Origin of the sequence: Pseudomonas sp. B1(2018) (genome assembly GCF_003097365.1) — a bacterium.
Taxonomy (GTDB): Bacteria; Pseudomonadota; Gammaproteobacteria; order Pseudomonadales; family Pseudomonadaceae; genus Aquipseudomonas; species Aquipseudomonas laurylsulfatiphila.
Map to the genome: position 1 here is coordinate 83,622 of NZ_PYUK01000020.1, position 24,235 is coordinate 107,856.

Consider the following 24,235-nt stretch of genomic DNA (forward strand, 5'->3'; position numbering starts at 1 on the left):
TGTTCGTCACTCGCTTCAGCCCTGATCGCCACCGCCCACGGGCATGACCATGCCGGTGATATAGGACGCTTCGTCGCTGGCCAGAAACAGAATAGCCCCCGCCTGCTCATCCAGGGTGCCGTAGCGTTTCATCAGGCTGCTGTCGAGGGTCTGGTCGACGATCTGCTGGTACCAGAGTTTTTCCTGCTCACTTTGCTCGGCACCATTGCGGGGTATGCGTCGCGGCGGTGCTTCGGTGCCGCCAGGCGCCGTGGCGTTGACCCGCACGCCGCGACCGGCGGTTTCGAACGCCAGACAAGCGGTCAAGGCATTCACCCCACCCTTTGCCGCACCGTAGGGCACGCGGTTGAGGCTGCGGGTGGCGATGGAAGAGACGTTGACGATCGCCCCGCTGCCCTGCTCCAGCATGAACGGCAGCGCGGCATGGCAACACCACAGGGTCGGGAACAGCGAACGGCGGACCTCGGACTCGATCTGCGACGCCTCGTAGTGCTCGAACGGTTTGGCCCAGATGGTGCCACCGACGTTGTTGACCAGCACATCGAGGCGGCCGAAACGCTCGACGGCGGTTTGCATCACCCGGCTGCATTCGTCGTATTGCTCAAGGTCGGCGGTCAGGGCCAACACCTGAGTGGTCGCGGCCAGTTGCTGCTGCACTTCGAACACCAGCTCGGAACGATCCACCAGGATCAGCTTCGCCCCTTCGGCGGCCATGCGCTCGGCCACCCGCTGCCCGATGCCTTGGGCAGCGCCGGTGATCAGCGCGACTTTTTCGTGAAATCTGTTCATGGTCATCCTCATGCTCCCGCCAACGCCGCCCCTTGTAGGAGCTGCCGAAGGCTGCGATCTTTTGATCCTGGTTTGTAAAAAACACAATCAAAAGATCGCAGCCTTCGGCAGCTCCTACAGGGATTGGCGTACGGAAGGTTAGGCCGCGCTGGCGGCGAATTTTTCGTAGTAGAAGTTCGCTGGCGCGATGCCTTGCTCGCGAATGAACTGGCTGACGGCCTCGACCATCGGCGGCGGGCCGCACAGGTAGACGTCGACGTCGCCCTCGTTCAAATGCTTTGGCTCGATGTGCTGGGTCACGTAGCCCTTGAGCGGATGCTGGCTCTCGGGGCTGGCGACGCAGGCGCTGAAGGTGAAGTTGGGGATGCGCGCGGCAAAGGCTTCGAGGCGGTCGATTTCCACCAGGTCGAAATCGTGGGTCACGCCGTAGATCAGATGCAACGGGTGATCGCTGCCCTGCTCGGCGATCTTCTCCAGCATCGCGGTGAACGGCGCCAGCCCGGTACCACCAGCCAGCAGCAACAGCGGCCGACGGATGTCGCGCAGATAAAAACTGCCCAGGGGACCTGCCAGGCTCATGCAATCGCCGGCCTTGGCCATGCCGGTGAGGAAACTGCTCATCAAGCCGCCGGGCACGTTGCGGATCAGGAAGCTGACTTCGCCATCGCGCTGCAACGAGCTGAACGAATAGGCGCGGGTCTGTTCGCTGCCGGGAATTCCCAGGTTCACATACTGCCCCGGCAGAAACGCCAGTTTGCTCAAGGCTTCGCCCTTGATCGACAGGGCGATGGTACTGTCGGACAGCTGGCGCACGGCGCTGATGGTCGCGTCGTAGCTGGCCTGACGGGTGCGGCAGACCTCGGAGGACGTCGGCACCCGCACCACGCAATCGCTCTGGGCGCGCATCTGGCAGGTCAGGACAAAACCCTGCGCGGCCTCTTCAGGGCTGAGGGCGTCTTCGATGTACTCCTCGCCCAAATCGTACTGGCCGGCTTCGGCAAAACACTTGCAAGTGCCGCAGGCGCCGTCGCGGCAGTCCAGCGGGATGTTGATGCCCTGGCGGTACGCGGCATCGGCCACGGTCTCGCCCACGTTGGCGTCGATGAAACGGGTGACGCCGTCTTCGAAATTGAACGCAATGGAATGGGTCATGACGCCAGCCTCACAAGTGGTAAACATCGATGACCTGACGAACGTAGTCGTTCTTCAGGATCACTTTCTTGGCCTTGATCAACGGGTTTTCACCGCGTACGTCGAGGGTGTAGAAACTGCTGCCGAAATAGCTGTCGACGGTCTTGTAGCGAAAGCTCAGGGTGTGCCAGTTGAAGCGCACCTTGCACAGTCCGTCGGCTTGCTCGAGCAGCTCGATGTTGCTGATGTTGTGGGAGGTGCGGGTGTCCGGCACGCTGGCGCTGGAGCGCTCGGTCTTGATGCGGAAGACGCGGTCTTCCAGGCCGGTGCGGTTGCCGTACCAGATCAGCGAGATTTCCCGCTGCGGGTCTTCGGTCAACTCGTCGTTGTCGTCCCAGGACGGCATCCAGAACGTCGCGTCCGGGGCGTACAGCTCCAGCCACTCGTCCCACTGGCGGTCGTCGAGGTAACGCGCTTCGCGGTAGAGAAAGTCGCGCACGGTGTCATGGGAAATCGTCATTGCACGTCCTCCACGGCGATCAGTTTCGATTGCTCGGCGGCGAGGGCCTTGAGCATGGTCTGCTGCCAGTACTTGTGTTGCAGCACGAACAGGCCTTCGTCCTCGGTGCGCACGCCACTGAGCAGCGGGTGCAGGTCGATCTCTTTGGCGGCTTCGTCTGCACCTTCGATCCAGTGCTCGGCGCCACGTGACATGTCGTTCCAGGTGGTGACGCTGCCCTGGTAGCTGGTCTGGCAGGAACGGAACTCCTCCAGATCGTCCGGCGTGGCCATGCCGCTGACGTTGAAGAAATCCTCGTACTGGCGAATCCGGCTGGAACGGGCGTGGTCGCTCTCGCCTTTCGGGGCGATGCAGTAGATGGTGATCTCCGTGCGGTTGACCGAGATCGGCCGGGCGATGCGGATCTGCGAGCTGAACTGGTCCATCAGGTACAGGTTCGGGTACAGGCACAGGTTGCGCGAGTTCTCGATCATCCAGTCGGCGCGAGCCTTGCCGAAATCCTGCGCCAGCTCATCGCGACGCTCGTACAGCGGACGGTCCTCGGGGTTGGCCCAGCGGGTCCAGAGCAGCATGTGGCCTTTGTCGAAGGAATAGAAACCACCGCCCTGCTTGGCCCAGCTTCCGGCGCTCATGGTCGGGTTGGCATCACCGGCTTCACGCTGCTTGCGCTGGTTCTGGGTGGCCGCGTAGTTCCAGTGCACGGAGCTGACGTGGTAGCCGTCGGCGCCGTTTTCGGCGGTGAGTTTCCAGTTGCCTTCGTAGATGTAGCTGGAGGAGCCGCGCAGCACTTCCAGGCCATCGGCGGACTGGTCGACGATCATGTCGATGATCTTCGCCGACTCGCCCAGGTGCTCGACTAGCGGCAGCACATCGGCCTTCAGGCTGCCGAACAGGAAGCCGCGATAGGACTCGAATCGCGCGACGCGGGTCAGGTCATGGGAGCCTTCGCAGTTGAAGCTCGCGGGATAACCGGCGTTGGCCGGATCCTTGACCTTGAGCAGCTTGCCGGAGTTGTTGAAGGTCCAGCCGTGGAACGGACAGGTGTAGGAGCTCTTGTTGCCGGACTTGTGCCGGCACAGGGTCGCGCCACGGTGGCTGCAGGCGTTGATGAAGGCGTTGAGCACACCGTCCTTGTTGCGCGCGATGAAGATCGACTGGCGCCCCATGTTCGTGGTGTAGAAATCGTTGATGTTGGGGATCTGGCTTTCGTGGGCCAGGTACAGCCAGTTGCCTTCGAAGATGTGTTCCATCTCCAGATCGAACAGACGCGGGTCGGTGAACATCTCGCGCTTGCAGCGATAGAGGCCCTGCTCGGGATCGTCTTCAAGCAGGGAATGCAAATATTCGGGTCGCAGGGTCATGGCCACCGCCTCCATTGTTATTGTTCAGGCAGGGGTCATGCTAGGACGGTGGATCAGGCGGGAGTATCCGCGGGGTGCAGACCTTTATCCGTTTTGTGCAATGTAGGAGCTGCCGAAGGCTGCGATCTTTTGATTTTGTTTTTAGGACAAGATCAAAAGATCGCAGCCTTCGGCAGCTCCTACAGGGTGTGCGTGATTTCAGTTGCGGCGTTTGAGGGTATCGGACGGCAATTCGCCGAACTGCTTGCGGTAGCTGTCGGAGAACCGTCCCAGGTGCAGGAAGCCGTAGTCCATGGCCACTTCGGTGATGTTGCGCACGTTGCAGGTCGGGTCGCTGAGGCAGGCTTTGATGGACTCGAGGCGCTTGCGGCGGATGTAGTTCTTCGGCGTGTCACCGGCATTGCGTTCGAACAATCCGTACAACGACCGCAAGCTCATGTGGGCCTGGCGCGCCAGTGCTTCGCTGTCGATGTCCTGCTTGAGGTGATTGGCGATGTAGTCGGCAATCGCTTCGAACGTGGCCGTCTGCGAGCCCAGTTCGAGGCGGCTGACGTTGGTCTTCATCAGGCTGAGCATCTTGCTGACGATGATCTGCGTGTAATGCTCCTGCACCCTGGGGATCTGCTCGGTGGATTCGGCCTCCTGGCAGATCATCGCCAACAGGTTGACGAAACCTTCCAGTTCATTGAGCTGATAACGGTTTTCCAGAAACCGCACGCCCTGCTCCGGATAGCGCCAGCGCTGCTCATCGCAGACTGATTCAAACAAGCGGGTCGGGACCTTGAGGATGAATTTCTCGCAATCGGCAGAGTACGTCAGGTCCACCGGATCGTCGGGGTTGATCAGCAGCAATTCGCCGGGAGCGAAGTAATGCTCCTGGCCGTGTCCACGCCACAGGCAGTTGCCGCGCAGCAGCACTTGCAGGTGATAAATGCTGTCCAGCGCACCGGACGTCACGCGCACACTGGCACCGTAGCTGATGCGGCACAGGTCGAGGCTGGCGAACTTGCGATGATCAAGGCTGGCCAGCGGGCTGCCGGCACGGGGCATGAGAATGCAGTGATTACCGACGTGCTGATTGACGTAGCCCGACACGGCGTAAGGGTCGGCATGGTCGAACACCCGGCTGCGCTGACTCAACAGTTGCGCTTGCATCATCAGGTCACTCTCGTTGTTGTTATGAGTTGCGTCGGGGCATTCTAAGGCACTGCGTACGGCGATGTGTCAATGGACTGACCTGTGGAAGCCCCTTGTAGGAGCTGCCGCAGGCTGCGATCTTTTGACTTTGATTTTTTACAAAACAAGATCAAAAGATCGCAGCCTGCGGCAGCTCCTACAGAGGGGCGCGGGTTATCAGTCTTCCAGGGCGCGGACCCGCTCGTGGCGCTGCTGTTCTTCAGGCTGGGCCGAGGACTGCAGGGTGAAATCGAATTCGATTTCGGCAAAGCGACCGCTCACGCCATGGGCCGCCGCGCGCTGCTGATCGTCGCTGAAGGTGATTTTGGCGATCAGTTCGTCGCGGGTGGCGTAGGCGAAATCGTCGTGCAGGTATTGATCACCGTCGAGGTTGATCTGGGTGGTCAGGTGGCGATGATCCGGCGCGGAAATGAAGAAGTGCACGTGCGCCGGGCGCTGGCCATGACGGCCCAGTTGATCGAGCAGTTGCTGGGTCGGACCGTCCGGTGGGCAGCCATAGCCCGACGGCACGATGCTACGGAAGCGGTAACGGCCTTCGGCGTCAGTCACGATGCGGCGACGCAGGTTGAATTCCGACTGCGAGGCATCGAAGTACGAGTAGGTTCCGCCGGTGTTGGCGTGCCAGACGTCCACCACGGCACCGGCCAGGGGTTCGCCGGCGGTATTGAACACGCGGCCTTGCATGAACAGGGTCACGCCCGGATCGACGCCGTCATCCAGACGCGCCTCGCCCTCGGACAACGGCGCACCGGCCACGTACAGTGGGCCTTCGATGGTGCGCGGGGTGCCGCCGGTCTTGCCGGCCTGCTCGTCTTCGGCGTCCATCAACAGGTCGAGGTAGTGCTCCAGGCCAATACCGGCCACCAGCAACCCGGCTTCCTGGCGCGCGCCCAGCACGTTGAGGTAGTTGACGGCCTTCCAGAACTCTTCCGGGGTCACGGCCAGGTCTTCGATGATGTTCACCGAATCACGCAGGATGCGGTAGACCAGCGCTTTGGTGCGTGGATTGCCGGCGTCGTTGAGCAGGCCGCTGGCTTCTTCGAGAAATTTCTGGACTTCGGCAGTGTGGGAAATCTTGACGTTCATTTTTTTGGGTTCCTCATCTTGTAATTATTAGCGTAGCGCTGAGCAGGCTGGGCTCAGCGGTCATCGTCACGGATGGAAGAAGGATGCCGGCACATCGCGTCGATTTCGATGGCCATGTAGGGAAACAATGGCAATTGCATCAGCAGGTCATGCAGCTCCTGAACGCTGTCGACATCGAACACGCTGTAGTTGGCGTAGTGCCCGGCGATGCGCCACAGGTGACGCCACTTGCCCTGCTCTTGCAGGCGCTGGGCCAGGGCTTTTTCGTCAGCCTTGAGCCTGGCCGCCGCCTCCGGATTCATGTCGACCGGCAGGTTCACGGTCATTTTTACGTGAAACAGCATAATGCTCTCCTCAGGCTTGATGAGTGGTCTTGTCGCGACGGAAGAACGCCAGGCGCTCTTCATCCAGGCTCAGGCCCAGGCCCGGTGTTTTCGGCACGTGCAGTTCAAAATCGCGATACACCAGCGGCTCGCTGAGAATGTCTTCGGTCAGCAACAGCGGGCCGAACAGTTCGGTGTCCCACGCCAGTTTGTTCAACGTGACGAAGGCATGGGCCGACGCCATCGTGCCCAGGCCGCCTTCGAGCATGGTGCCGCCGTACAGGGCGATACCGGCCGCTTCGGCGATGCAGGCGGTGCGCAACACGGCGCGCGGGCCGCCGTTCTTGGCGATCTTCAGGGCGAACACCGAGGCCGCGCCTTCGCGGGCCAGGTTGAACGCATCTTCCACGCATTCGATGGATTCGTCGGCCATGATCGGCGCCGGGCTCATGGCATTCAGGCGGGCCATGCCGGCGCGGTTGTTGCGCGAGATCGGCTGTTCGATCAGGTCGATGCCGTTGCTGCCGAGGATTCGGCAGGCACGTAGCGCGACGGCTTCGTCCCACGCCTGGTTGACGTCGACCCGCACGCTGGCGCGGTCACCCAGGGCTTTCTTGATGGCGATGACGTGGGCCAGGTCGCGGTTGACCTCGCCGGCACCGATCTTCAGCTTGAAGATGCGGTGGCGGCGCAGGTCGAGCATTTTTTCCGCTTCGGCGATGTCTTTTTCCGTGTCACCGCTGGCCAGGGTCCAGGCGACGGGGAGCGCATCACGCACGCGGCCACCGAGCAATTCACTGACCGGCAGGCCAAGGCGTTTGCCCTGGGCGTCGAGCAGCGCGGTTTCGATACCGGATTTGGCGAAGGTGTTGCCACGGATGCTGCGCTCCAGGCGCAACATGGCGGCGTTGACGTTGCCGCTGTCCTGGCCGATCAACAAGGGTGCGAAGTGCGTGTCGATGTTGGTCTTGATGCTGTCCGGGCTTTCATTGCCGTAGGCCAGGCCACCGATGGTGGTGGATTCCCCGATGCCTTCGATGCCGTCGGCGCAACGCACGCGGATGATCACCAGGGTCTGGTTCTGCATGGTGTGCATGGCCAGCTTGTGCGGGCGGATAGTCGGCAGATCGACGATGATCGTCTCGATCGACTCAATGGCGGTTGCAAGCATTTCGATACCCGTCAGGTTCTTGAAGTTCTGAGTCGGATTCTCATACGGCTTTTTCCGGGCGGCCAATATAGAATTGGTCTGGCTTGATACCTTAAAGGTATTCAATTGAAAATCCGGAGGTCCCATGGAACTGCGTCACCTGCGTTACTTTCAGGTGCTGGCTCAAACCCTCAACTTCACCCGCGCCGCCGAGCGCCTGCACATCGCCCAACCGCCGTTGAGCCGGCAGATCCAGCAACTGGAGGACGAACTGGGGGTGATGTTGCTGGAGCGCGGCCGCCCGCTGAAGCTGACCGACGCCGGGCGGTTTTTCCATGAGCACTCCACCGCCCTGCTCGAACAACTGAACAAGGTCTGCGACAACACGCGGCGTATCGGCCTGGGCGAAAAGACCTGGCTGGGTATCGGCTTTGCGCCCTCGACACTGTATGGCGTGCTGCCGGAACTGATCCGCCGGTTACGCAGTGGCGAACCGCTGGAGCTGGAATTGGGCCTGTCGGAAATGACCACCCTGCAACAGGTGCAGGCATTGAAGGCCGGGCGCATCGACATCGGTTTTGGCCGGATCCGCATCGACGACCCGGCCATCGTCCAGACCGTGCTCACCGAAGACCGCCTGGTCGCCGCCCTGCCCGCCGGCCATCCGTTGCTCGCCGGCCCCATCAGCCTGCGGGAACTGGCCAGGGAACCCTTTGTGCTGTACCCCGGCAATCCACGGCCGAGTTACGCCGACCATGTGATCGCGCTGTTTGAGTCCTACGGTGTAAGCATCTACGTCGCGCAGTGGACCAACGAACTGCAAACGGCGATCGGTCTGGTGGGGGCGGGAATCGGGGTCACGCTGGTGCCGGCCTCAGTGCAACTGCTGCACCGCGACGACATCGGTTTCACACCCTTGCTGGAAGACAACGCGACCTCGCCGATCATCCTCAGCCGACGGGTGGGCGATGTTTCGCCGGGGTTGAGCCATTGTTTGCGGATGATTGATGAGCTGTTGCCGCGGGCGACTTGAGGTATTGAATACCTGTGGCGAGGGAGCTTGCTCCCGCTGGGCTGCGTAGCGGCCCCCAAAAGGTCATTACGTTCATCTCAAAGAAACAGGGAACAGCTTTTAGGGCCGCTTCGCGCCCCAGCGGGAGCAAGCTCCCTCGCCACAGGACAGTGGTTACATTCGATCAGCCCGCAAACGCCCGGCGCCCGGCCTTCATCTCGGTACGCAACTCGCCGATAAAATCAGAGATGGCGCGCACGCTGGTCAGTTCGGCTGTCGAGACACCGCTGATCAGCAGCTCCACCCGCCCGGTGACAGGGTCGAAGACTTCGATGCGCAGCAACCCGAGACTCTCGGTGCACTCGCACGACAGTGGTTCGAAACCGGACTCTACGATGTTGCAAAGCACGGAAATCGGAAGCATGGCCGGTCCCTCAGGCGACAATCGATTCTATTGGATCCGTTTCAGCTTAGTTACACTTTGCGAATCTGCACAAGAAATCATTCGCAATTACTGTTAACCAGCGCTCATTCCTGCTCGTTTTAACGGGCGTTCCCGCCCCAGATCCAGTTCCAGAACCCCGGCAACTCGACCGGCTGCGAGCCATCGCGCACGGTTCGCGCCATGGCCGCCCGCTGTAGCACAGCCTGGTCGTCGTAGAACGGCTTGTCCGCGGTTTTCACCCCGGTCTCCCGGGCGCTGTCGAGCAGAATCTGCAGGTATTCACGGGTATGCCGGGCGGTATAGCGGTTGAGGTCGTGAAACGTCACCACGACTGGAATCACACCATCGACCACCGGCAATTCGCCACGAGCGATGCGTTCGCGCACTTCAGACATCGAGCGCAGCATGTGCGACCGGCGCCGGGGGCTGGCGTTGAACCCCCAGATCTTGCCGTCATTGGCGCTCAAGTCCGTGAGCAGCACGTGCAAGCCATGCTGTTGATAAGCGGCGAAGGTGCGCTTGTCGTAGTTCCAGAATGGCGGGCGCAGCAGGGTTGGAGGGGCGCCGGTGATCGCCGCGATGTCGGCGCTGCCATCGGTCAGGGCCTGCTCCAGTTCTTGCGGCTCCAGCGAGCGATGATTGGTGTGCCAGGGCGTTGCCGTGTGGAAGCCCAGAATGTGACCTTCGGCGTGTTCGCGCCGCATGATGTCCCGGCCCAATTCGCTGCCACCGGCGCGCGGCGCGCGGGTTTGCACGAAGAACACGGCCTTGATCCCCGGCTGCAGCGGGTTTTGCGCCAGACTCTCAAGCACCGTGACGGTCGGATTCCACCAGCTCGATGCACTGGGACCGTCATCGAAGGTCAGCAGAAAACGGATGGGCGGTTGCGCCTGCAAACGCTGTTCGGTCTGCGGCGTCATTGCAATGGGTGCGGCGATACAGCCCAGCAAACCAACCGCCAGGGCGCACACCGTTAAACACTTGAACCACTGTTTCATCTTTTGCCTTGGGCCAGACCATCACGATTGAAATGCAAGTTGGCGGGAATCCTTCGCCCGGGACGCCGGGCCGAGGTTGGATAAGGTACACAGGCTTTGGTTCCAACGCTTGCCAAGCCTGTTTCGTCGCCAGCTACTAAACTGAAAAAACGCTCAACCAGAGTGTCAGGCCATGTGCGGACGACTGTCGCAATACCGCGGGATTCACGACTTCGTGGCGGTGCTGAGCATCCCCGACGCGCTGGTCAACCATGTCGGCAACGACCCCCTGGCGCACTATAACGCGGCGCCCACCACGCAACTTGCCCTGCTGCACCTGGAGAACGAGCGGCTGCACGCCGACGCCGTGCGCTGGGGTTGGCGGCCGCACTGGGCAACGGATCGCACGGAGCCGATCAATGCCCGGGTCGAGAAAGTCGCCCACGGCCCGTACTTCCGGGCCATCTGGCCGCATCGCGCGATCTGCCCGATCGATAACTGGTTTGAATGGGTCGACGCCGGTGACGGCAACAAACAGCCCTGGCTGATCCGGCGACGGGACCGGGCGCCGGCTTTCTGCGCGGCCATCGGCCAGTACCCCATCGGCGGAGCCCCGCACAGGGAGCACGACGGTTTCGTGATCCTCACGGCGGACAGCGCAGGCGGCCTGCTTGACGTGCATGACCGGCGGCCGGTGGTGTTCTCACCCGAGCTGGCGCGGGAATGGCTGGACCCGGCCACGCCCAAGGAACGCGCCGAGGAAATGGCGTTATCCCAGGGCGAGGTCAGTAACGTATTCGAGTGGTACAAGGTGGACAAGGCCGTCGGCAATGTCAGGAACCAGGGCGCGGCGTTAATTGAACAAGTGCCATGAACTTATCAATAACGACAGTAAGGCGGTCATTAATAAAAACCTCCCGTACAAACATGAGCGCTAAAAATTACACAGGCTGTTTCATTCAATTGACAACAGCAACTGGAACGTTGGTACCGCCTGTCAGACTCCATCGTCGAGATAGATACAATCCCGAGCACTACGGCTAGCATTCGCGCCGAATTTCCAGCAACGCCATTAGTTGACCAAAGAGTCAATGATCAGGGAAATCTCAACAACAAGCCTTGCAGAGATCTAAATTGCGCGACGACTATAAAAACGATCAAGTCGTGGGTCTGGCGTGCGTTCATCTTACAAAGACGGAGCACTACCCACTCGCCTGCTTCATCAAGCAATACCTACAAACCCGCAACCTTCGATCTGTTCCCGACATCCATGAAATCCTGAGTTCAACCCTTGAAAACTATCCGGGCAAACCGCCGGTCATGGTCAACGAGCTGAACGCATGGATCGACAGGACATTGGGATATCGTGCAGTCCACCCCGACTTTCCAGAGATCCTGGAACAGGGGTGATCAAAACAAAGCCCCGCTCGAAAAAGCGGGGCTTTGTCGTATGCGCTGATCAGAACTTGCGGTCAGGCTCTGACAGTTCCGTACCGTCGTCAGGATGCTTCCAGTCCGGTACCGAACGCTTCTGCTGCTCAATCTCTTCTTCCGTGGGTTCGTCCACGTCTTCTTCCGGGTCCGGACGCTTGGGTTCATTGGCCATGTTCACCTCTCTTCCTGAAGGGATCGGTCATCCACTTTAAGCTTAGATCAGTTACCCTCCGCTCAGAGCCACCAGCGCAGCAAAAAGAAGAAGCCCATGCTCAACAGCATGCTGAGCAACGTATTGCGCGTATAAAGCACCAGCCCCACCGCCACCAGCGAGCTGATCAGATAGGGGTTGTCCCAGTGCAGGTTCAGCTGTTTTTCCGGCATGAACACAATCGGCCCACAGATAGCGGTCAACATGCCTGGTACGGCAAACCCGAGGAATTGCCGGGCATTGCTGCTCAGGCGCACCGGCAGGCGCGGCTCGAGAAAAACGTAGCGGTTGAGGAACACCAACACGCCCATTCCGATAATCACAGCCCAGACCATCATGTGCGTCCACCGTAGAATTTATTGCAGACAAACCCGGCGGTCATCCCCGCCAGCCCCGACAGCACCAGCGCTGAACCCCATTGCCAGTAGCTGAACAGCACCGAGCAGAACAGCGACACCGCCACGCACACCACGGTCGGCACGTTGCGGACCACCGGGGTGATCAGGGCAATGAAGGTGGCCGCGATGGAGAAATCCAGGCCCAGGTGTTCAAGGCCCGGGATGCTGCTGCCGAGCACAATGCCCGCCAGGGTGAAGAGGTTCCAGGCGATGTAGAACGTCAGGCCCACGCCCAGGGCGTACCAGCGGTTGAATTGCTGTTTGTCGTGCTGGCTGGTCAGGGCGAACAGCTCATCGGTGAGCAAAAAACCCAGCCCCGCACGCCAGCGCCCCGGCAATGGCGATATCACCGAACGCATGCTCATTCCGTAAAGCAAATGCTGGGAGGTCAGCAACAGCGTGGTGAGCAGGATCGAAAAGATCCCGGCACCGCCCTTGAGCATGCCGATGGCCACCAGTTGCGCCGCACCGGCAAACACAATGCTCGACAGGCCCTGGCCTTGCAGGGGCGTGAGGTTGGCTTCGATGGCCATGGAACCGGCCAGCAAGCCCCAGGGCGCGGTGGCCAGGGACAGCGGCATGATCGCCGCAGCACCGCGCAAAAAGGCACTGCGCGGCATGATTGAGTTGGACATGACAGTCTACAGACAGGGAAAGACCTGAGACTTTGCCAGCTGTGGCGGCCAATGGCTTGAACAATCTTGCTCACTGAGACGCCAGCATGCCATTCATCGGCTGCCCGCTTGATTCGCCAAAGTGCTAGCAACATGATGGCCCTGCATTTTTCATCGAGGCAGGCCCTTCATGAGTTCAGTCGAAACCGACAGCGACGTTTACAAAACCCTGCTTGAGTCGACCAAAGCCATTCCCTGGCGCATCGACTGGAAAACCATGACCTTCAGCTACATCGGGCCACAGATCGAAGAACTGCTGGGCTGGAAGCAGCACAGCTGGGCCTCGGTCAATGACTGGGTCGAGCGCATGCACCCGGATGATCGCGACTACGTGATGGACTTCTGTGTCTCGCAATCGCGGGCCGGCATCGATCACGAGGCCGACTATCGCGCACTGACCGAAAGCGGCGAGTACGTGTGGATCCGCGATGTGGTGCACGTGGTGCGCAAGGACGGCGAAGTCGAGGCGCTGGTGGGGTTCATGTTCGATATCAGCGAGCGCAAGAAAACCGAAGAACACTTGATCCGCCTGCAAAAACAACTGGAGGAGTATTCCTTCCAGGACGGCCTGACCGGCATCGCCAACCGCCGCATGTTCGACACCGTGCTGGAACGCGAGTGGAACACGGCCCAGCGTACCGGCTTGCCGTTGTCGGTGATGGTGCTGGATATCGACTACTTCAAGCAGTACAACGACCACTACGGCCACATCAAGGGTGACGAATGCCTGCGCCGCGTCGCGCAAACCTTGTCCCTGGCGGCGAACCGGCCACGGGATTTCATCGCCCGGATCGGCGGTGAAGAGTTCGTCTGGCTGCTGCCGGAAACCGATGCCGAATCCGCCAGACTGGTGGCGCACAAGTGCCTGCACCTGATTCGCCAGCAGCAGATCCCCCATGAATTCTCGAACGTGTCGAAACTGCTGAGTATCAGCCTCGGCGTCGGCACCACCCTGGCATCGATGCACGCGACGGCCCTGGAGTTCGTCGAGCAGGTCGATCATCAGCTCTACAAAGCCAAGCACAATGGCCGGATGCGCGCCGAGTTCGCTGATTTTCGTGATTGACAAAAGGCGCGCCGGCTTTTAAAACTGGGCGCCTCACTCAGGGTGTAAGCAAGTATGTCCGCAACCTTCAACCTCAACTCTTCCGTCATTGGCTTGATTGCCAAGGCGCAAGGTTGCGTTGCGCACGCCCTCAAATCGAAGAAACAGTCGCTCATGTGACCGGGGCGCGCTGTCCCGTCAGATGAGCTGACAGGACATTGAGCGCGCCGGACCACACTCCCCTTGCTTACTCTCCTTCCATGCCCCTGACGGTGACGAAATCGGTCAACCATCAGGAGAAAAAAGCATGTCAGCGTTTCAGGGTATCTGGGTTCCACTGGTCACCCCCTTCCACAACGGCGCCATCGATTTCGTCGGCTTGCGCCGGCTGGTCAGCCATCTGCTGGAAAAAGGTGTCGACGGCCTCATCGTTTGCGGCACCACCGGCGAGCCGGCGGCGATGGGCAAACATGAGCAACTGGCAGTGCTCGATGCGGTGCTGGAGTTGGTGCCGGCGCAACGGGTGGTCATGGGCCTGGCCGGCAACAACCTGACCGAGTTGCTGCAGTTCCAGAGCGAGATCCTCAAGCGCCCGGTGGCGGGCCTGCTGGTGCCGGCGCCGTATTACATCCGCCCGTCCCAGGCTGGCCTGGAAGTGTTTTTCCGCACGGTCGCCGATGCCTCCAGCGTGCCACTGATTCTCTACGACATCCCCTACCGTACCGGCGTGGTTTTCGAACAGGCGACCCTGCTCAACATCGTCGCCCACGAGCGGATCGTTGCGATCAAGGATTGCGGCGGTAACTTTTCCAACACCCTCGCCCTGCTCGATAGCGGCCATGTCGACGTGCTGTGCGGCGAAGACAACCAGATCTTCAATGCCCTGTGCCTGGGCGCCAAAGGTGCAATTGCCGCGTCGGCGCATGTCCATCCGGACCTGTTCGTGCAGTTGCACCGGCAGATCCGCGACAACCAATTGGCTGAAGGTCGCGCCACGTTTTTCCGATTGCTGCCGCTGATCAACAGTCTGTTCCTGGAGCCCAACCCGGCCCCGGTGAAAACCGCGCTGGCCCTGCAAGGCTTGATCGGAGACGAACTGCGCGCACCGATGCAACGCAGCAGCGAATCGATGACCGAACGTTTGAAAGGCGTGCTCAGGACATTGGATCGCGGCAATCGATAGAGCGCCCGCCACCGGCCCGAGTACCATGGAGCGATTCGATCAGCCTTCAGGGGCACCGACATGCTGTACCGAATCGCCGCCGACGGGCTGATGCTGTTTCACCTGTCGTTCATTGTGTTTGTCGTGTTCGGCGGGCTGCTGGTGCTCAAATGGCGCCACCTGATCTGGTGGCACCCGCCCGCGGCGCTGTGGGGGATGGCGGTGGAATTCTTCCACCTGCCCTGCCCGCTGACCGACTGGGAAAACCGCATGCGCCAGGGGGCCGGGCAAACCGGCTATGGCGGTGGGTTCATCGAGCATTACATTTGGCCGGTGATTTACCCGGCGGGCCTGACGCCCGGCATTCAGCTGGGTTTGGGCAGCGCGGTGTTGGTGATCAATGTGTTGGTCTATCTTCGATTGATCAGGCAGTGGCGATTGCGGCGGGCAACCTGAAGTCAGGATCAAAAGATCGCAGCCTGCGGCAGCTCCTACATACGACCATGAGCTTCCCGTAGGAGCTGCCGCAGGCTGCGATCTTTTGACCCCTCCCCCCTCCAAGGATGTGACACATGTTGTCGATCTCGCGCCTGACCCGACGGGTCCAGGGAACGGACCGGTTTGCCTGACGCCTGAGCCTCAGTTGGCAATCACACTCATATTGCGCCCACTGGCCTTGGCCACGTACAGCGCCTTGTCCGCCGCACCGATCAGGTCTTCGGAGCGAACCTGGGACGCACCATTGGTCGCACACACGCCAACGCTGACGGTGACGGCGCCTTCCGGGCTGACACTGTGGGCAATTTCAGCCTGCAGCACCGCGCGGCGGATTTTCTCCGCCACCAGGAATGCCCCCACGTAGTCGGTGCCGGGCAGCACCACTGCAAACTCCTCGCCACCATAACGGGCGGCCAGATCACCGGGGCGCTTGATGTTGCTGGTGATGATCGCACCGACCTTGCGCAAACACTCATCACCGGCCGGGTGACCGTAGCGGTCATTGAACGGTTTGAAATGATCGACATCGATCATCAGCAGCGCCAGCTCGCTCTGGCTGCGTCGGGCACGGCCCATTTCGGCATCGATGAACGCGTCGAGCTGACGCCGGTTGGCCAGCCCCGTCAGCGCATCCTTGAGGGCCAGGCCTTCGAGGTTGCGATTGACCTCCAGGAGCTTGTCCTGGGTGTCCAGCAACTCGACCTGCACCAGGTTCTGCTGCTTCATCAGCTTGATCAGCCGGAGCCCCAGTACCCCGAGAACACTGAGCAACAGCGTGACGATGCCGGCGCTGAGCAGCGTTTCCTTGCGCCAACTGGCCAGCACTTCATCCTTGTTCAGCGCGGCAAACACGATCAGCGGATAACCCTCGACCCGGCGGTACCCCGTCACCCGCTCGACACCGTCGATGACCGACGTGATCGTGGCCGTGCCCGCATCGCCCTTGGGCAACAGCTGGGTGAACAACGGGCTCTTGGCGAGACTGCTGCCGATATCCGCCTCCTTGAAAGGCCGGCGGATGACAATGCTGGCGTTGTCGGCGATCAGGGTGATCACGCCATTGCTGCCCATGTCGATGCTGTCGTAGAGCTGCAGGAAATGAGTGAGGTAAATCGTCGCCAGCGCCACGCCGGCAAAACTGCCGTCGGGATGATTGAGCCGACGCGAAACCGTCAGGATCCACTCGCCGCTCGAACGGCTCTTGATCGACGGCCCGATGTGCGGCCCTCGGCTGGGGTTGTCGCGATGGAAGATGAAGTATTCACGGTCGGAATTGTTGACGCCGGTTTGGCCGGCGCCATTGGAATTGGCGAGCCATTGGCCATTTTCGTCGAATATGAACAAGCCATGGAGCTGGCTCAGTTCACTGCGCTGGGCATTGAGCAATGACGGCAGCCGGGATTGATCCACGCCGTCGTGTTCCAGGCGATCGACCAACGTGAACAGCAGCGTATCGGCCTGTTTGATCGTTGCCTGCGCTTGCGAAGCCAGGGTCTGCGCCAGGTTGGACATCACCACTTCCTTGTCATGCAGGTGGTACTGGCGTGAGCTCCAGGCTTCCCAGATCACGATAGCCACCATCGACAGGCACACCGCCACCAGCAAGGTCACCGCTGAGCGGACCTTGAGCCTTGGCACGGCTGGCCGACGCATTTCAATTTGATCGTTGATCAATGGATGTCCCATGGTGCTCCCTGTGTGTCGATGACGGACGAGCCTTCCTGACCGCCGTTTTTGCTCACTATGCCCGAGCCGGGCTCGCCATGATGTTAGCGCGACGCCTGCCTTAGTGCCTCCAGCCACGCCGGATCGAGCCGTGTCTGTTCGATTTCGATGCCCTGCGCTTGCATCCGTTCCCTGTGCTGGTCCATTTCGCGGATCAACTGGCCGTGGTCACTGGAGTTGCTATCGAGTTGATGCATCTGGTTCAAGCCCAAATGGTAGAAACGCAACAGCTTCATCGCAACCGGATCACCCCGTTCCACGGCCGCCGTTACATGATGCATGACATTGGTGATGCTCATCAGGCTGCGCTTGAGCTGCCAACTGTAGACCGCCGGCGCCATCCACGCCTGGCGCCAGAACACCTTGCGCATCAGCGCCACCATCACCAGCACGGCAACGAACACGCCACCGACGTTGAAGCGCAGATTGTCGCCCCCGGGCGTGCCGAACAGCGCCACTGCCGCCGAGGACAGCAGCATCGCCAGCGCCAGGAAGATCAGGGCAATGATGACCGTGCTGCGCCGCGTCTGTTGCCGGTAGGTGTCAGCGTTCATCGGCTGGATTTCGAACATTGCGTCGGGTTTCCTGAGCTGAAAGGGTAAAAAGGGGTCTGAGGCAAAAAGACAGCGGGCCATTATCCCCTCTGCGAGGGATTTAGCTATGCTGGGGCTCCTTTTCATCTTTTCATCGTCAAGCGGGGGACATGGCGAGACCGCGCAGTTCGTGCCATCTTCTTTCATGAATACACATTATTCGGATGCCATTCGTAGTTGCTGTGTGAATGACATCGTTTTAAGGATCATTGAATGACCCAACGCCAAGTTATCAACGCCTCCGTCAGTCCAAAAGGCAGCCTGGAAACGCTCTCGCAACGGGAAGTCCAGCAATTGAGCGAGGCCGGTTCCGGCAGCACCTACACCCTCTTCCGCCAGTGCGCCCTGGCCATCCTCAACACCGGCGCCCATGTCGACAACGCCAAGACCATTCTGGAAGCCTACAAGGATTTCGAGATCCGCATTCACCAGCAGGACCGCGGCGTACGCCTGGAACTGCTGAACGCCCCGGCCGACGCCTTCGTCGACGGCGAAATGATCGCCAGCACCCGGGAAATGCTGTTCAGCGCCCTGCGTGACATCGTCTACACCGAAAACGAACTCGACAGCCAGCGCATCGACCTGAGCAACTCCCAGGGCATCAGCGACTACGTCTTCCACCTGCTGCGCAACGCCCGCACCCTGCGCCCCGGCGTCGAGCCGAAGATCGTGGTGTGCTGGGGCGGGCACTCGATCAACACCGAAGAATACAAATACACCAAGAAAGTCGGCCACGAACTGGGTCTGCGCAGCCTGGACATCTGCACCGGCTGCGGCCCCGGCGTGATGAAAGGGCCGATGAAAGGCGCGACCATCGCCCACGCCAAGCAACGCATCCACGGCGGCCGCTACCTGGGCCTGACGGAACCCGGCATCATCGCCGCCGAAGCGCCGAACCCGATCGTCAACGAACTGGTGATCCTGCCGGACATCGAAAAACGCCTGGAAGCCTTCGTCCGCGTCGGCCACGGCATCATCATTTTCCCGGGCGGCGCCGGTACGGCCGAAGAGTTCCTGTATCTGCTGGGCATCCTGATGCACCCGGACAACGCAGGCCTGCCCTTCCCGGTCATCCTCACCGGGCCCAAACACGCCGCACCGTACCTCGAGCAACTGGACGCGTTCGTCGGCGCCACCCTGGGCGACGCCGCCAAGCAGCACTACCAGATCATCATCGATGACCCGGCCGAAGTGGCGCGCCAGATGACCCAGGGCCTCAAGGCGGTCAAGCAGTTCCGCCGCGAGCGCAACGATGCGTTCCACTTCAACTGGCTGCTGAAAATCGACGAAGGCTTCCAGCGCCCTTTCGACCCGACCCACGAAAACATGGCCAACCTGAAACTGAGCCTCGACCTGCCCTCCCACGAACTGGCGGCCAACCTGCGCCGCGCGTTCTCCGGCATCGTCGCCGGCAACGTCAAGGACAAGGGCATCCGCCTGATCGAAGAGCACGGGCCTTACCAGATCCATGGTGACGCCGCGATCATGCAACCGCTGGACCTGCTGCTCAAAGCCTTCGTCGCCCAGCACCGCATGAAACTGCCGGGCGGCGCGGCGTATGTGCCGTGTTACCGGGTGGTGGCTTGACCCTTTCGGTGTAACAACGCCGACATGAGCTTTACCGTCGCGGGCCGCAGTGAAAGCTGCGGTTCGCGGCACTCTATGGAAAGAAAAAATGCGCCAACGCAATTCCGCCAGACTGCTGGTGATCAATCCCTTGCAACAGGTTCTGCTGTTTCACTTCCAGCACAAAGGCGATGCCCTCGACGGCCAAAGCCACTGGGCGACACCCGGTGGCGGGCTTGAGCCTGGTGAGTCCTTTGAGGCTGCGGCGGTTCGTGAGCTGTTTGAAGAAACCGGGCTGAATGTCGCAGCCGTGGGAGCCAGCGTTGCAGAACGCAGTTTTGCGATGATGCTGCCAAGCGGCGAAACGGTATTGTCGGTTGAACGGTACTTTGTGGTTCATACCGACAGTGAACGCCTGTCCCGTGAGGGGTGGACGGCTCACGAAGTCCGGGTGATGGCGGACCATAAGTGGTGGTCCGTAGCCGAACTGCGTGAGACCCGAGAAACAGTGTGGCCTGAGCGGTTGATCAATATGCTGGAAAGCGCCTGAAGCGTTCCGGCGTACACAAACCCTGTGGCGAGGGGGCTCGCCCCCGCTGGGCTGCGCAGCGGCCCTAAAAGCCGTTACCCGGTTTCCCGGAGATGAACGTAAGGACCATTTTTTGGGGGGCGCTTCGCACCCCAACGGGGCGGTGCGGCGATCCGACAAGCCCCCTCGCCACAAAGGCTCGGCGTTTAGTCCAATGGGGCAACGTTATCCAGTGCGCGGTTGACCGCCAGGTCCGCCAGCATGATCACCTGCTGGATCCCCAACAACATGCTGCGTTGCGGGCCATCCAGGAATGTTGCGAAATCACTGGCCATGACGCTCGCCGACGCCAGCGATTCACAGGCATGGGTCAACAGGCTTTCGGTGTCGATGTTCGGCGCGATGGTGAACATCGTGCTGGGGTTGTGGGGGGCGTTGTTTTTGAGGATGGCGGGTTTGAGGTCGAGGCCGGATGCACGTTGGGTGGTATCGGCTTCTGATTTGGGGGGATTGGGTGTGGGTTTGACCATGGTGAAGCTCCTTGATTGATGGAGCCGCCACAATTCGCTGCGAAACGAAGAAGGTGGCGGCCATACGCAGGTTCGCAGACCGGGAGTCAAGGAACCCGGCAGACCCGAAAGTCTCCCGCGCACAGCCGCCATAACGCAAAACAGTGGGCGAACAAAAGCGCCAACTGCAAGGCAATGGTGGCGCTGAGCACCTTGATTAACCTGGGCTGCGAAACCCGATCGCTGAATTTGCAACGATCGGGTAACGATAGAGTCGGGGGTCAAGGCCCACAAGCCGGCGGATTCTGGCGTAGTTGTAGGCAACGACGCAAGGCGGTGTAGCCTCACTCCTGGTCCTACAGCCTTCTCTGACATTCACAATTTCTGGCCATTTTGATGGTGTGAGGCAGAGGATTTTCGTTGGCTGTCAGGCCGCCTTCGCGAGCAAGCCCGCTCCCACAAGTGCCGAGTACAGCGCCAAGAAATTGGTCGGCTGTCAGGCCGCCATCGCGGGCAAGCCCGCTCCCACAGGTGCCGAGTACAGCCCCAATAAGTTGGTCGGCTGTCAGGCCGTCTTCGCGGGCAAGCCCGCTCCCACAGGGGCCGAGTACAGCCCCAAGAAATTGGTTGGCTGTCAGGTCGCCTTCGCGGGCAAGCCCGCTCCCACGGGTGCCGAGTTCAGCCCCAATAAATTAGTTGGCTGTCAGGCCGTCTTCGCGGGCAAGCTCCCACAGGTGCCTACCGGGCGACCTGGTACTGATGGGAGAGTGTTTTCCTGTAGGAGCTGCCGAAGGCTGCGATCTTTTGATTTTGACCATGTCGAAGGGGCGGAAGATCAAGATCAAAAGATCGCAGCCTTCGGCAGCTCCTACAGTTGGCCCGCGTACAACCCCACCACTCAACAGGCCGAGCGTTAGCTCGCCTGCCGCTCTTGATCTTGATCCACCCGCCCCCTCGGCAGGCTGAGCGGAGGTGTTCATCCGGGGATGGGCGCGCAGCGCCGTTCGACGCAGTCGAACTCATTGCATGTAGGTCGAAGCGAAGCCGACCGGAGGGCAATGCCCCCGGATGAACACCGCAGCGAAGGAACCCCGAGCCTCAGCGAGGGGCCGTACGTAAGGGGCGAGACTTTTTGGTTACTTTTGGCTGGGCCGGCACTCCGGGCGTTTGCCAAAAGTGACCCGCTGTAAGAGCGGAACCGTAAGTGGCCGTTACCGAAGAAACGGATATGTACTCAATCACCCAAGAACCTGGTCGGCTCAAAGGCCGCCAAGGTCAAAAGATCGAAACCTTAGGCAGCTCCTAATCATCCACCTTGTTCTGCGTCAGATACCGCTCCAACGTCTCATTCTGCGCAGGCTGGGAATTGTCCCCCGCCACCTGCCACAACCGCCGCTCGATCCCCTGGGCCAGCAAATGCCCCACCGCCGACTCGATCGCCGACAACACACACAACTGCGCCGGCTCGTTGGTGGTATAGCCGACCTCGGCCTCAAGCAGCTTCTTGAACTCGATGAACTTGAACACCCCGGCACTGCGACCGACCGAATAGATGGTCTTGCTGGTCATCACGTTGGCCAGCACCTGCCCGCTGCGCACGTCCACCGCCCGCAGGTTCACCGTGACCTGATCCACGCGGTACTCACGGGAAATGTCGATGCCCAGGTAGCGTGCCCCTTCCCCGCCACTGCGCACGTTGGTGTCGTAGGCGATGATCCCGCCTTCGAGCATCATGTTTGCCGCCTGCAGCGGCGGCAGCTCACCGAGGATGTTCACCGGTGTATTGGGTTTCTTTTGCGAGGCGCGGATGATCTTGCGCTCGGTCAACAGGTTTTGCAGCCCTTCACGCTCCAGTACCACGAACCAGCCACTGGCCTGCAAGGCGTCCATCAGCATGCTCGCCGCGCCCTGGGTCACGCTGGTGGAAAACGAGCTGGCCGGGGTTGGCTTGTATTGCCCGGTCTGGTCGCGGAAACCGTACACCACCGCCATCAACTTGCCCTTGGGGCGTGGCATGTTCAACAAGTCGTAATAGGTCGACGCCCTGGGGGTCAAGGTCGGCGTTTCAGTGTCCTGTTCAGCGGACATCGGTTCACGCAGACCACAGCCGCAAAGCACCGCCAACAGCATCCCTAGCAGCATTATTCTTTTCATATCCATAACTCCCCATCGGCCCATATCCCCATCAAGGGGTGGTGGTGATGCCGTTTACCTGGATTTCCGACACTTCACCGGTTGCCCGGTCGGTCACGTTGATCGTCAAAGCGCCCGAGTCGTCGATGACGTTGACGATAAAGGCGTCAGTCGACAGGCTCCCGGTGTTGCCCGTGGAGATGTTGTCCAGCAGTTGCCCCAGCAACCGCGATTGCAACTGACTGGTAAACCGTTCCAGTGCCGAAGTGCCGGCTACGGCGGTACGGTTGTTCAGATCGGGATCGTCGTAGTCGTTCTGCGCCTGGGCGTTGTTGAGCAGCCAGGTGCCGTTCAACGGGTTGCCGCCGAACGCCGGGTTGATGGGTGTGTAGACCAGCTCTGTGGCATGGACCAGGCCACCACTTCCCGCCCCGGCAAACCAGAGGCCGAGCAACCACAGTCCCGTACGCTTCCCGACAGTTGTTTCCTTCATAGTTCGTCCCTCTCAAGGTCGGTGGTGTCCTGCAACAAGGCTTCCAGCTTGCGCCGCACGATCTCCATGCGGACCTGGTCGGCAGCCTCATAGGCCTCGTCTTTCAACTCCACTGTATTCGGCGGCAGGAAGCGCCGATAAACCAGCCGTTGCTGAAACTCCACGGTCACCAGGCTGCCCCAGCGCGCCGAAGGTCTTTCGCGTACCACCAAGTTGAAATCCATCGGGCTGGTGGCACGCAGGCGTTCACTGAACGAGTAATAAAAGTCATGGCCGATGTGCGAAATCGTGTCGTCGATGATGAACCCCAGCATCTCGTCGTCTTGCGCCGAGGCGAAGCTCGCCACCAGCGTCAGGACCAGTGCCGCGAGCCAGTGCCGGATCAAGGTTGCAATGCCTGAGGTGCGCTGGACTGTGCTTTCGGCTGCCCGCTGGTGTCATCGAGGAAGGCTTTTTCGGCCACGAACTGCCAGTCCTTGTAGCTGGCCATGCCATTGAAGTCCGACCACTGGCTGGGAAAGTTCACCTGCTTGAGCGGCTTCTCCGTGGAGGAGCAGTACACACCGCTGATCCGTCCGTCGACACCGCGTATCACCTCCCATTCGCCCCCCGTCATCGGTTCCGGGTACAACTTGCGGATATGGTGCCTGGCCGACGGGAAGCGCTCATCCTGCAACAGGTCCGCGAGTTCTTTCGGGTACATGGCGACGCCGGGGGAGCTGCGGTAATAGCTGCGCAGCGCCTGGGCATACTGCGTTCCGACCCAGAGCAACTGGTTTTCGCGATCCCGGCGTGAAGCGGTGGCCCACAACTCACCGGCACTGGCCAGGCCCATGCCCATCACGACAATCAGAAACAGCACACCCAGGTAGGTGAAGCCGTCCTGGCCCGAAGGCTTACCACTCGGAGTAAAGGCTGCCATCACGAGCCCTCCCGGAGGCGCCACTCTTGATATCGGCCACCCCGCCCGCCACGCCTTCCGGTGGCGCGACCATGACCCAGGTGTCCTTGCGCTCGGCAATCGGGTCCAGCGGCTGGTTGCGCAGGTAGCGCAGTTCGACCAGTTGTTCGATGGAGTCGGGATACCGCCCGGTGTCCCCGTAGTAATGATCCAGCGCCTCGCGCATGGCCGACAGGCTCTGGCGCAGGGTGGTCTCTTTAGAGGCTTCCAGGCTGGTGAAGTAGCGTGGCATGGCGATCGTCATCAGGGTCGCGATGATTGCCATGACCACCATCAGTTCCAACAGGGTAAAACCCTTTTGCCGACGCATATG

The 24,235-nt window shown here is 60.8% G+C and carries 29 protein-coding genes; 8 read left to right on the forward strand and 21 right to left on the reverse strand.

Going from position 1 to position 24,235, the window contains the following annotated elements:
- Window positions 1-15 precede the first annotated feature (15 nt).
- The 8 genes from C9422_RS25860 to C9422_RS25895 all read right to left on the reverse strand — a co-directional run bounded on the left by C9422_RS25860 (window position 16) and on the right by C9422_RS25895 (window position 7,578).
- Window positions 16-789 carry a 1,6-dihydroxycyclohexa-2,4-diene-1-carboxylate dehydrogenase gene (locus tag C9422_RS25860; protein ID WP_116582654.1) on the reverse strand — a complete coding sequence of 258 codons (774 nt, stop codon included), beginning with the start codon at window positions 787-789 and terminating at the stop codon, window positions 16-18.
- Between the two features lie 138 nt (window positions 790-927).
- On the reverse strand, window positions 928-1,941 hold the full coding sequence (benC, locus tag C9422_RS25865) for a benzoate 1,2-dioxygenase electron transfer component BenC (protein WP_007976173.1): 1,014 nt from the start codon (window positions 1,939-1,941) through the stop codon (window positions 928-930).
- Window positions 1,942-1,951: 10 nt separating this feature from the next.
- Window positions 1,952-2,440, reverse strand: coding sequence for a benzoate 1,2-dioxygenase small subunit (benB, locus tag C9422_RS25870; protein WP_095967691.1), 489 nt, complete (start codon window positions 2,438-2,440; stop codon window positions 1,952-1,954).
- Window positions 2,437-3,801, reverse strand: coding sequence for a benzoate 1,2-dioxygenase large subunit (gene benA / locus C9422_RS25875; RefSeq protein ID WP_007976169.1), 1,365 nt, complete (start codon window positions 3,799-3,801; stop codon window positions 2,437-2,439). Before benA ends, benB begins: the two co-directional genes overlap by 4 nt.
- Before the next feature lie 198 nt (window positions 3,802-3,999).
- Entirely contained in the window at window positions 4,000-4,959 is a 960-nt protein-coding gene (locus tag C9422_RS25880; protein ID WP_116582623.1) for an AraC family transcriptional regulator, read from the reverse strand.
- Window positions 4,960-5,154: 195 nt separating this feature from the next.
- Window positions 5,155-6,084: a catechol 1,2-dioxygenase gene (gene catA, locus C9422_RS25885; RefSeq protein WP_116582624.1), complete on the reverse strand. Its 930-nt coding sequence runs from the start codon at window positions 6,082-6,084 to the stop codon at window positions 5,155-5,157.
- Between the two features lie 53 nt (window positions 6,085-6,137).
- Entirely contained in the window at window positions 6,138-6,428 is a 291-nt protein-coding gene (gene catC / locus C9422_RS25890) for a muconolactone Delta-isomerase (protein WP_007978984.1), read from the reverse strand.
- Window positions 6,429-6,438: 10 nt separating this feature from the next.
- Window positions 6,439-7,578 carry a muconate cycloisomerase family protein gene (locus C9422_RS25895; RefSeq protein WP_165824816.1) on the reverse strand — a complete coding sequence of 380 codons (1,140 nt, stop codon included), beginning with the start codon at window positions 7,576-7,578 and terminating at the stop codon, window positions 6,439-6,441.
- A 124-nt stretch (window positions 7,579-7,702) separates the two neighbouring features.
- Here C9422_RS25895 and C9422_RS25900 point away from each other — a divergent pair, with 124 nt between their 5' ends.
- Window positions 7,703-8,590 (forward strand): LysR family transcriptional regulator, encoded by an 888-nt coding sequence (locus C9422_RS25900; RefSeq protein WP_116582625.1) that lies wholly within the window; start codon window positions 7,703-7,705, stop codon window positions 8,588-8,590.
- Between the two features lie 163 nt (window positions 8,591-8,753).
- On the opposite strand, the gene C9422_RS25905 is transcribed toward C9422_RS25900, so the two are convergent.
- The gene (locus C9422_RS25905) at window positions 8,754-8,993 is read right to left on the reverse strand and encodes a DUF1652 domain-containing protein (RefSeq protein ID WP_007978990.1); all 240 of its coding nucleotides are present in this window, start codon (window positions 8,991-8,993) and stop codon (window positions 8,754-8,756) included.
- 119 nt (window positions 8,994-9,112) lie between these two features.
- On the reverse strand, window positions 9,113-10,012 hold the full coding sequence (locus tag C9422_RS25910; RefSeq protein WP_116582626.1) for a polysaccharide deacetylase family protein: 900 nt from the start codon (window positions 10,010-10,012) through the stop codon (window positions 9,113-9,115).
- Between the two features lie 172 nt (window positions 10,013-10,184).
- Between C9422_RS25910 and C9422_RS25915 the strand changes: the two genes are divergently transcribed.
- Window positions 10,185-10,865 carry an SOS response-associated peptidase family protein gene (locus C9422_RS25915; RefSeq protein WP_116582627.1) on the forward strand — a complete coding sequence of 227 codons (681 nt, stop codon included), beginning with the start codon at window positions 10,185-10,187 and terminating at the stop codon, window positions 10,863-10,865.
- A gap of 260 nt (window positions 10,866-11,125) precedes the next feature.
- Complete coding sequence (locus C9422_RS25920; RefSeq protein ID WP_116582655.1) at window positions 11,126-11,401, forward strand: hypothetical protein; 276 nt, start codon at window positions 11,126-11,128, stop codon at window positions 11,399-11,401.
- A 49-nt stretch (window positions 11,402-11,450) separates the two neighbouring features.
- On the opposite strand, the gene C9422_RS32310 is transcribed toward C9422_RS25920, so the two are convergent.
- From C9422_RS32310 to C9422_RS25930, 3 genes are all read right to left on the reverse strand, one after another.
- Window positions 11,451-11,597 (reverse strand): hypothetical protein, encoded by a 147-nt coding sequence (locus tag C9422_RS32310; protein ID WP_007978995.1) that lies wholly within the window; start codon window positions 11,595-11,597, stop codon window positions 11,451-11,453.
- A 62-nt stretch (window positions 11,598-11,659) separates the two neighbouring features.
- Window positions 11,660-11,971, reverse strand: a complete 312-nt coding sequence (locus C9422_RS25925; RefSeq protein WP_165824817.1) for an AzlD domain-containing protein — start codon at window positions 11,969-11,971, stop codon at window positions 11,660-11,662.
- The gene (locus C9422_RS25930; protein WP_007978998.1) at window positions 11,971-12,669 is read right to left on the reverse strand and encodes an AzlC family ABC transporter permease; all 699 of its coding nucleotides are present in this window, start codon (window positions 12,667-12,669) and stop codon (window positions 11,971-11,973) included. The genes C9422_RS25925 and C9422_RS25930 overlap by 1 nt, the downstream gene beginning before the upstream one ends.
- 169 nt (window positions 12,670-12,838) lie before the next feature.
- Here C9422_RS25930 and C9422_RS25935 point away from each other — a divergent pair, with 169 nt between their 5' ends.
- The 3 genes from C9422_RS25935 to C9422_RS25945 all read left to right on the forward strand — a co-directional run bounded on the left by C9422_RS25935 (window position 12,839) and on the right by C9422_RS25945 (window position 15,371).
- On the forward strand, window positions 12,839-13,774 hold the full coding sequence (locus C9422_RS25935) for a sensor domain-containing diguanylate cyclase (RefSeq protein WP_007979000.1): 936 nt from the start codon (window positions 12,839-12,841) through the stop codon (window positions 13,772-13,774).
- 286 nt (window positions 13,775-14,060) lie between these two features.
- Entirely contained in the window at window positions 14,061-14,936 is an 876-nt protein-coding gene (dapA, locus tag C9422_RS25940; RefSeq protein ID WP_116582628.1) for a 4-hydroxy-tetrahydrodipicolinate synthase, read from the forward strand.
- A gap of 60 nt (window positions 14,937-14,996) precedes the next feature.
- Window positions 14,997-15,371, forward strand: a complete 375-nt coding sequence (locus C9422_RS25945) for a DUF2784 domain-containing protein (RefSeq protein WP_116582629.1) — start codon at window positions 14,997-14,999, stop codon at window positions 15,369-15,371.
- 183 nt (window positions 15,372-15,554) lie between these two features.
- On the opposite strand, the gene C9422_RS25950 is transcribed toward C9422_RS25945, so the two are convergent.
- Together C9422_RS25950 and C9422_RS25955 are read right to left on the reverse strand one after the other, a co-directional pair.
- A complete protein-coding gene (locus tag C9422_RS25950) occupies window positions 15,555-17,099 on the reverse strand; it encodes a sensor domain-containing diguanylate cyclase (protein ID WP_116582630.1) in 1,545 nt (514 codons plus the stop codon).
- Window positions 17,100-17,182: 83 nt separating this feature from the next.
- Complete coding sequence (locus tag C9422_RS25955; protein ID WP_178082437.1) at window positions 17,183-17,710, reverse strand: DUF3087 domain-containing protein; 528 nt, start codon at window positions 17,708-17,710, stop codon at window positions 17,183-17,185.
- A gap of 234 nt (window positions 17,711-17,944) precedes the next feature.
- On the opposite strand from C9422_RS25955, the gene ppnN reads away from it, so the two are divergent.
- Together ppnN and C9422_RS25965 are read left to right on the forward strand one after the other, a co-directional pair.
- Window positions 17,945-19,318 carry a nucleotide 5'-monophosphate nucleosidase PpnN gene (gene ppnN, locus C9422_RS25960; protein ID WP_116582632.1) on the forward strand — a complete coding sequence of 458 codons (1,374 nt, stop codon included), beginning with the start codon at window positions 17,945-17,947 and terminating at the stop codon, window positions 19,316-19,318.
- Between the two features lie 88 nt (window positions 19,319-19,406).
- Window positions 19,407-19,847, forward strand: coding sequence for an NUDIX hydrolase (locus C9422_RS25965; RefSeq protein ID WP_116582633.1), 441 nt, complete (start codon window positions 19,407-19,409; stop codon window positions 19,845-19,847).
- 185 nt (window positions 19,848-20,032) lie between these two features.
- Here the strand turns inward: C9422_RS25965 and C9422_RS25970 are convergent, their stop codons facing one another.
- The 6 genes from C9422_RS25970 to C9422_RS26005 form a co-directional block, all read right to left on the reverse strand.
- Window positions 20,033-20,356, reverse strand: a complete 324-nt coding sequence (locus C9422_RS25970) for a DUF6124 family protein (protein WP_116582634.1) — start codon at window positions 20,354-20,356, stop codon at window positions 20,033-20,035.
- Window positions 20,357-21,637: 1,281 nt separating this feature from the next.
- Window positions 21,638-22,489, reverse strand: a complete 852-nt coding sequence (locus C9422_RS25985; protein WP_116582636.1) for a CsgG/HfaB family protein — start codon at window positions 22,487-22,489, stop codon at window positions 21,638-21,640.
- A gap of 31 nt (window positions 22,490-22,520) precedes the next feature.
- Complete coding sequence (locus C9422_RS25990; protein ID WP_116582637.1) at window positions 22,521-22,961, reverse strand: curli assembly protein CsgF; 441 nt, start codon at window positions 22,959-22,961, stop codon at window positions 22,521-22,523.
- Window positions 22,958-23,347: a curli production assembly/transport protein CsgE gene (gene csgE, locus C9422_RS25995; protein WP_116582638.1), complete on the reverse strand. Its 390-nt coding sequence runs from the start codon at window positions 23,345-23,347 to the stop codon at window positions 22,958-22,960. The genes C9422_RS25990 and csgE overlap by 4 nt, the downstream gene beginning before the upstream one ends.
- On the reverse strand, window positions 23,344-23,883 hold the full coding sequence (locus C9422_RS26000; RefSeq protein WP_116582639.1) for a type II secretion system protein: 540 nt from the start codon (window positions 23,881-23,883) through the stop codon (window positions 23,344-23,346). The genes csgE and C9422_RS26000 overlap by 4 nt, the downstream gene beginning before the upstream one ends.
- Entirely contained in the window at window positions 23,858-24,232 is a 375-nt protein-coding gene (locus C9422_RS26005; protein ID WP_007977246.1) for a type II secretion system protein, read from the reverse strand. Before C9422_RS26005 ends, C9422_RS26000 begins: the two co-directional genes overlap by 26 nt.
- Window positions 24,233-24,235 lie beyond the last annotated feature (3 nt).

Bases quoted from the DNA above. Each gene is read 5' to 3' on its own strand.
- C9422_RS25990 (WP_116582637.1), bottom strand. From the start codon at position 22,961: ATGAAGGAAACAACTGTCGGGAAGCGTACGGGACTGTGGTTGCTCGGC.
- C9422_RS26000 (WP_116582639.1), bottom strand. From the start codon at position 23,883: ATGGCAGCCTTTACTCCGAGTGGTAAGCCTTCGGGCCAGGACGGCTTC.
- C9422_RS25900 (WP_116582625.1), top strand. From the start codon at position 7,703: ATGGAACTGCGTCACCTGCGTTACTTTCAGGTGCTGGCTCAAACCCTC.
- C9422_RS25905 (WP_007978990.1), bottom strand. From the start codon at position 8,993: ATGCTTCCGATTTCCGTGCTTTGCAACATCGTAGAGTCCGGTTTCGAA.
- C9422_RS25860 (WP_116582654.1), bottom strand. From the start codon at position 789: ATGAACAGATTTCACGAAAAAGTCGCGCTGATCACCGGCGCTGCCCAA.
- benC (WP_007976173.1), bottom strand. From the start codon at position 1,941: ATGACCCATTCCATTGCGTTCAATTTCGAAGACGGCGTCACCCGTTTC.
- C9422_RS25925 (WP_165824817.1), bottom strand. From the start codon at position 11,971: ATGGTCTGGGCTGTGATTATCGGAATGGGCGTGTTGGTGTTCCTCAAC.
- C9422_RS25915 (WP_116582627.1), top strand. From the start codon at position 10,185: ATGTGCGGACGACTGTCGCAATACCGCGGGATTCACGACTTCGTGGCG.
- C9422_RS25955 (WP_178082437.1), bottom strand. From the start codon at position 17,710: ATGTTCGAAATCCAGCCGATGAACGCTGACACCTACCGGCAACAGACG.
- C9422_RS25945 (WP_116582629.1), top strand. From the start codon at position 14,997: ATGCTGTACCGAATCGCCGCCGACGGGCTGATGCTGTTTCACCTGTCG.
- C9422_RS25910 (WP_116582626.1), bottom strand. From the start codon at position 10,012: ATGAAACAGTGGTTCAAGTGTTTAACGGTGTGCGCCCTGGCGGTTGGT.
- C9422_RS25935 (WP_007979000.1), top strand. From the start codon at position 12,839: ATGAGTTCAGTCGAAACCGACAGCGACGTTTACAAAACCCTGCTTGAG.
- C9422_RS25950 (WP_116582630.1), bottom strand. From the start codon at position 17,099: ATGGGACATCCATTGATCAACGATCAAATTGAAATGCGTCGGCCAGCC.
- C9422_RS25970 (WP_116582634.1), bottom strand. From the start codon at position 20,356: ATGGTCAAACCCACACCCAATCCCCCCAAATCAGAAGCCGATACCACC.
- benA (WP_007976169.1), bottom strand. From the start codon at position 3,801: ATGACCCTGCGACCCGAATATTTGCATTCCCTGCTTGAAGACGATCCC.
- C9422_RS25985 (WP_116582636.1), bottom strand. From the start codon at position 22,489: ATGAAAAGAATAATGCTGCTAGGGATGCTGTTGGCGGTGCTTTGCGGC.
- catC (WP_007978984.1), bottom strand. From the start codon at position 6,428: ATGCTGTTTCACGTAAAAATGACCGTGAACCTGCCGGTCGACATGAAT.
- catA (WP_116582624.1), bottom strand. From the start codon at position 6,084: ATGAACGTCAAGATTTCCCACACTGCCGAAGTCCAGAAATTTCTCGAA.
- C9422_RS25965 (WP_116582633.1), top strand. From the start codon at position 19,407: ATGCGCCAACGCAATTCCGCCAGACTGCTGGTGATCAATCCCTTGCAA.
- C9422_RS25930 (WP_007978998.1), bottom strand. From the start codon at position 12,669: ATGTCCAACTCAATCATGCCGCGCAGTGCCTTTTTGCGCGGTGCTGCG.
- C9422_RS26005 (WP_007977246.1), bottom strand. From the start codon at position 24,232: ATGCGTCGGCAAAAGGGTTTTACCCTGTTGGAACTGATGGTGGTCATG.
- ppnN (WP_116582632.1), top strand. From the start codon at position 17,945: ATGACCCAACGCCAAGTTATCAACGCCTCCGTCAGTCCAAAAGGCAGC.
- C9422_RS32310 (WP_007978995.1), bottom strand. From the start codon at position 11,597: ATGGCCAATGAACCCAAGCGTCCGGACCCGGAAGAAGACGTGGACGAA.
- benB (WP_095967691.1), bottom strand. From the start codon at position 2,440: ATGACGATTTCCCATGACACCGTGCGCGACTTTCTCTACCGCGAAGCG.
- C9422_RS25895 (WP_165824816.1), bottom strand. From the start codon at position 7,578: ATGCTTGCAACCGCCATTGAGTCGATCGAGACGATCATCGTCGATCTG.
- C9422_RS25880 (WP_116582623.1), bottom strand. From the start codon at position 4,959: ATGATGCAAGCGCAACTGTTGAGTCAGCGCAGCCGGGTGTTCGACCAT.
- dapA (WP_116582628.1), top strand. From the start codon at position 14,061: ATGTCAGCGTTTCAGGGTATCTGGGTTCCACTGGTCACCCCCTTCCAC.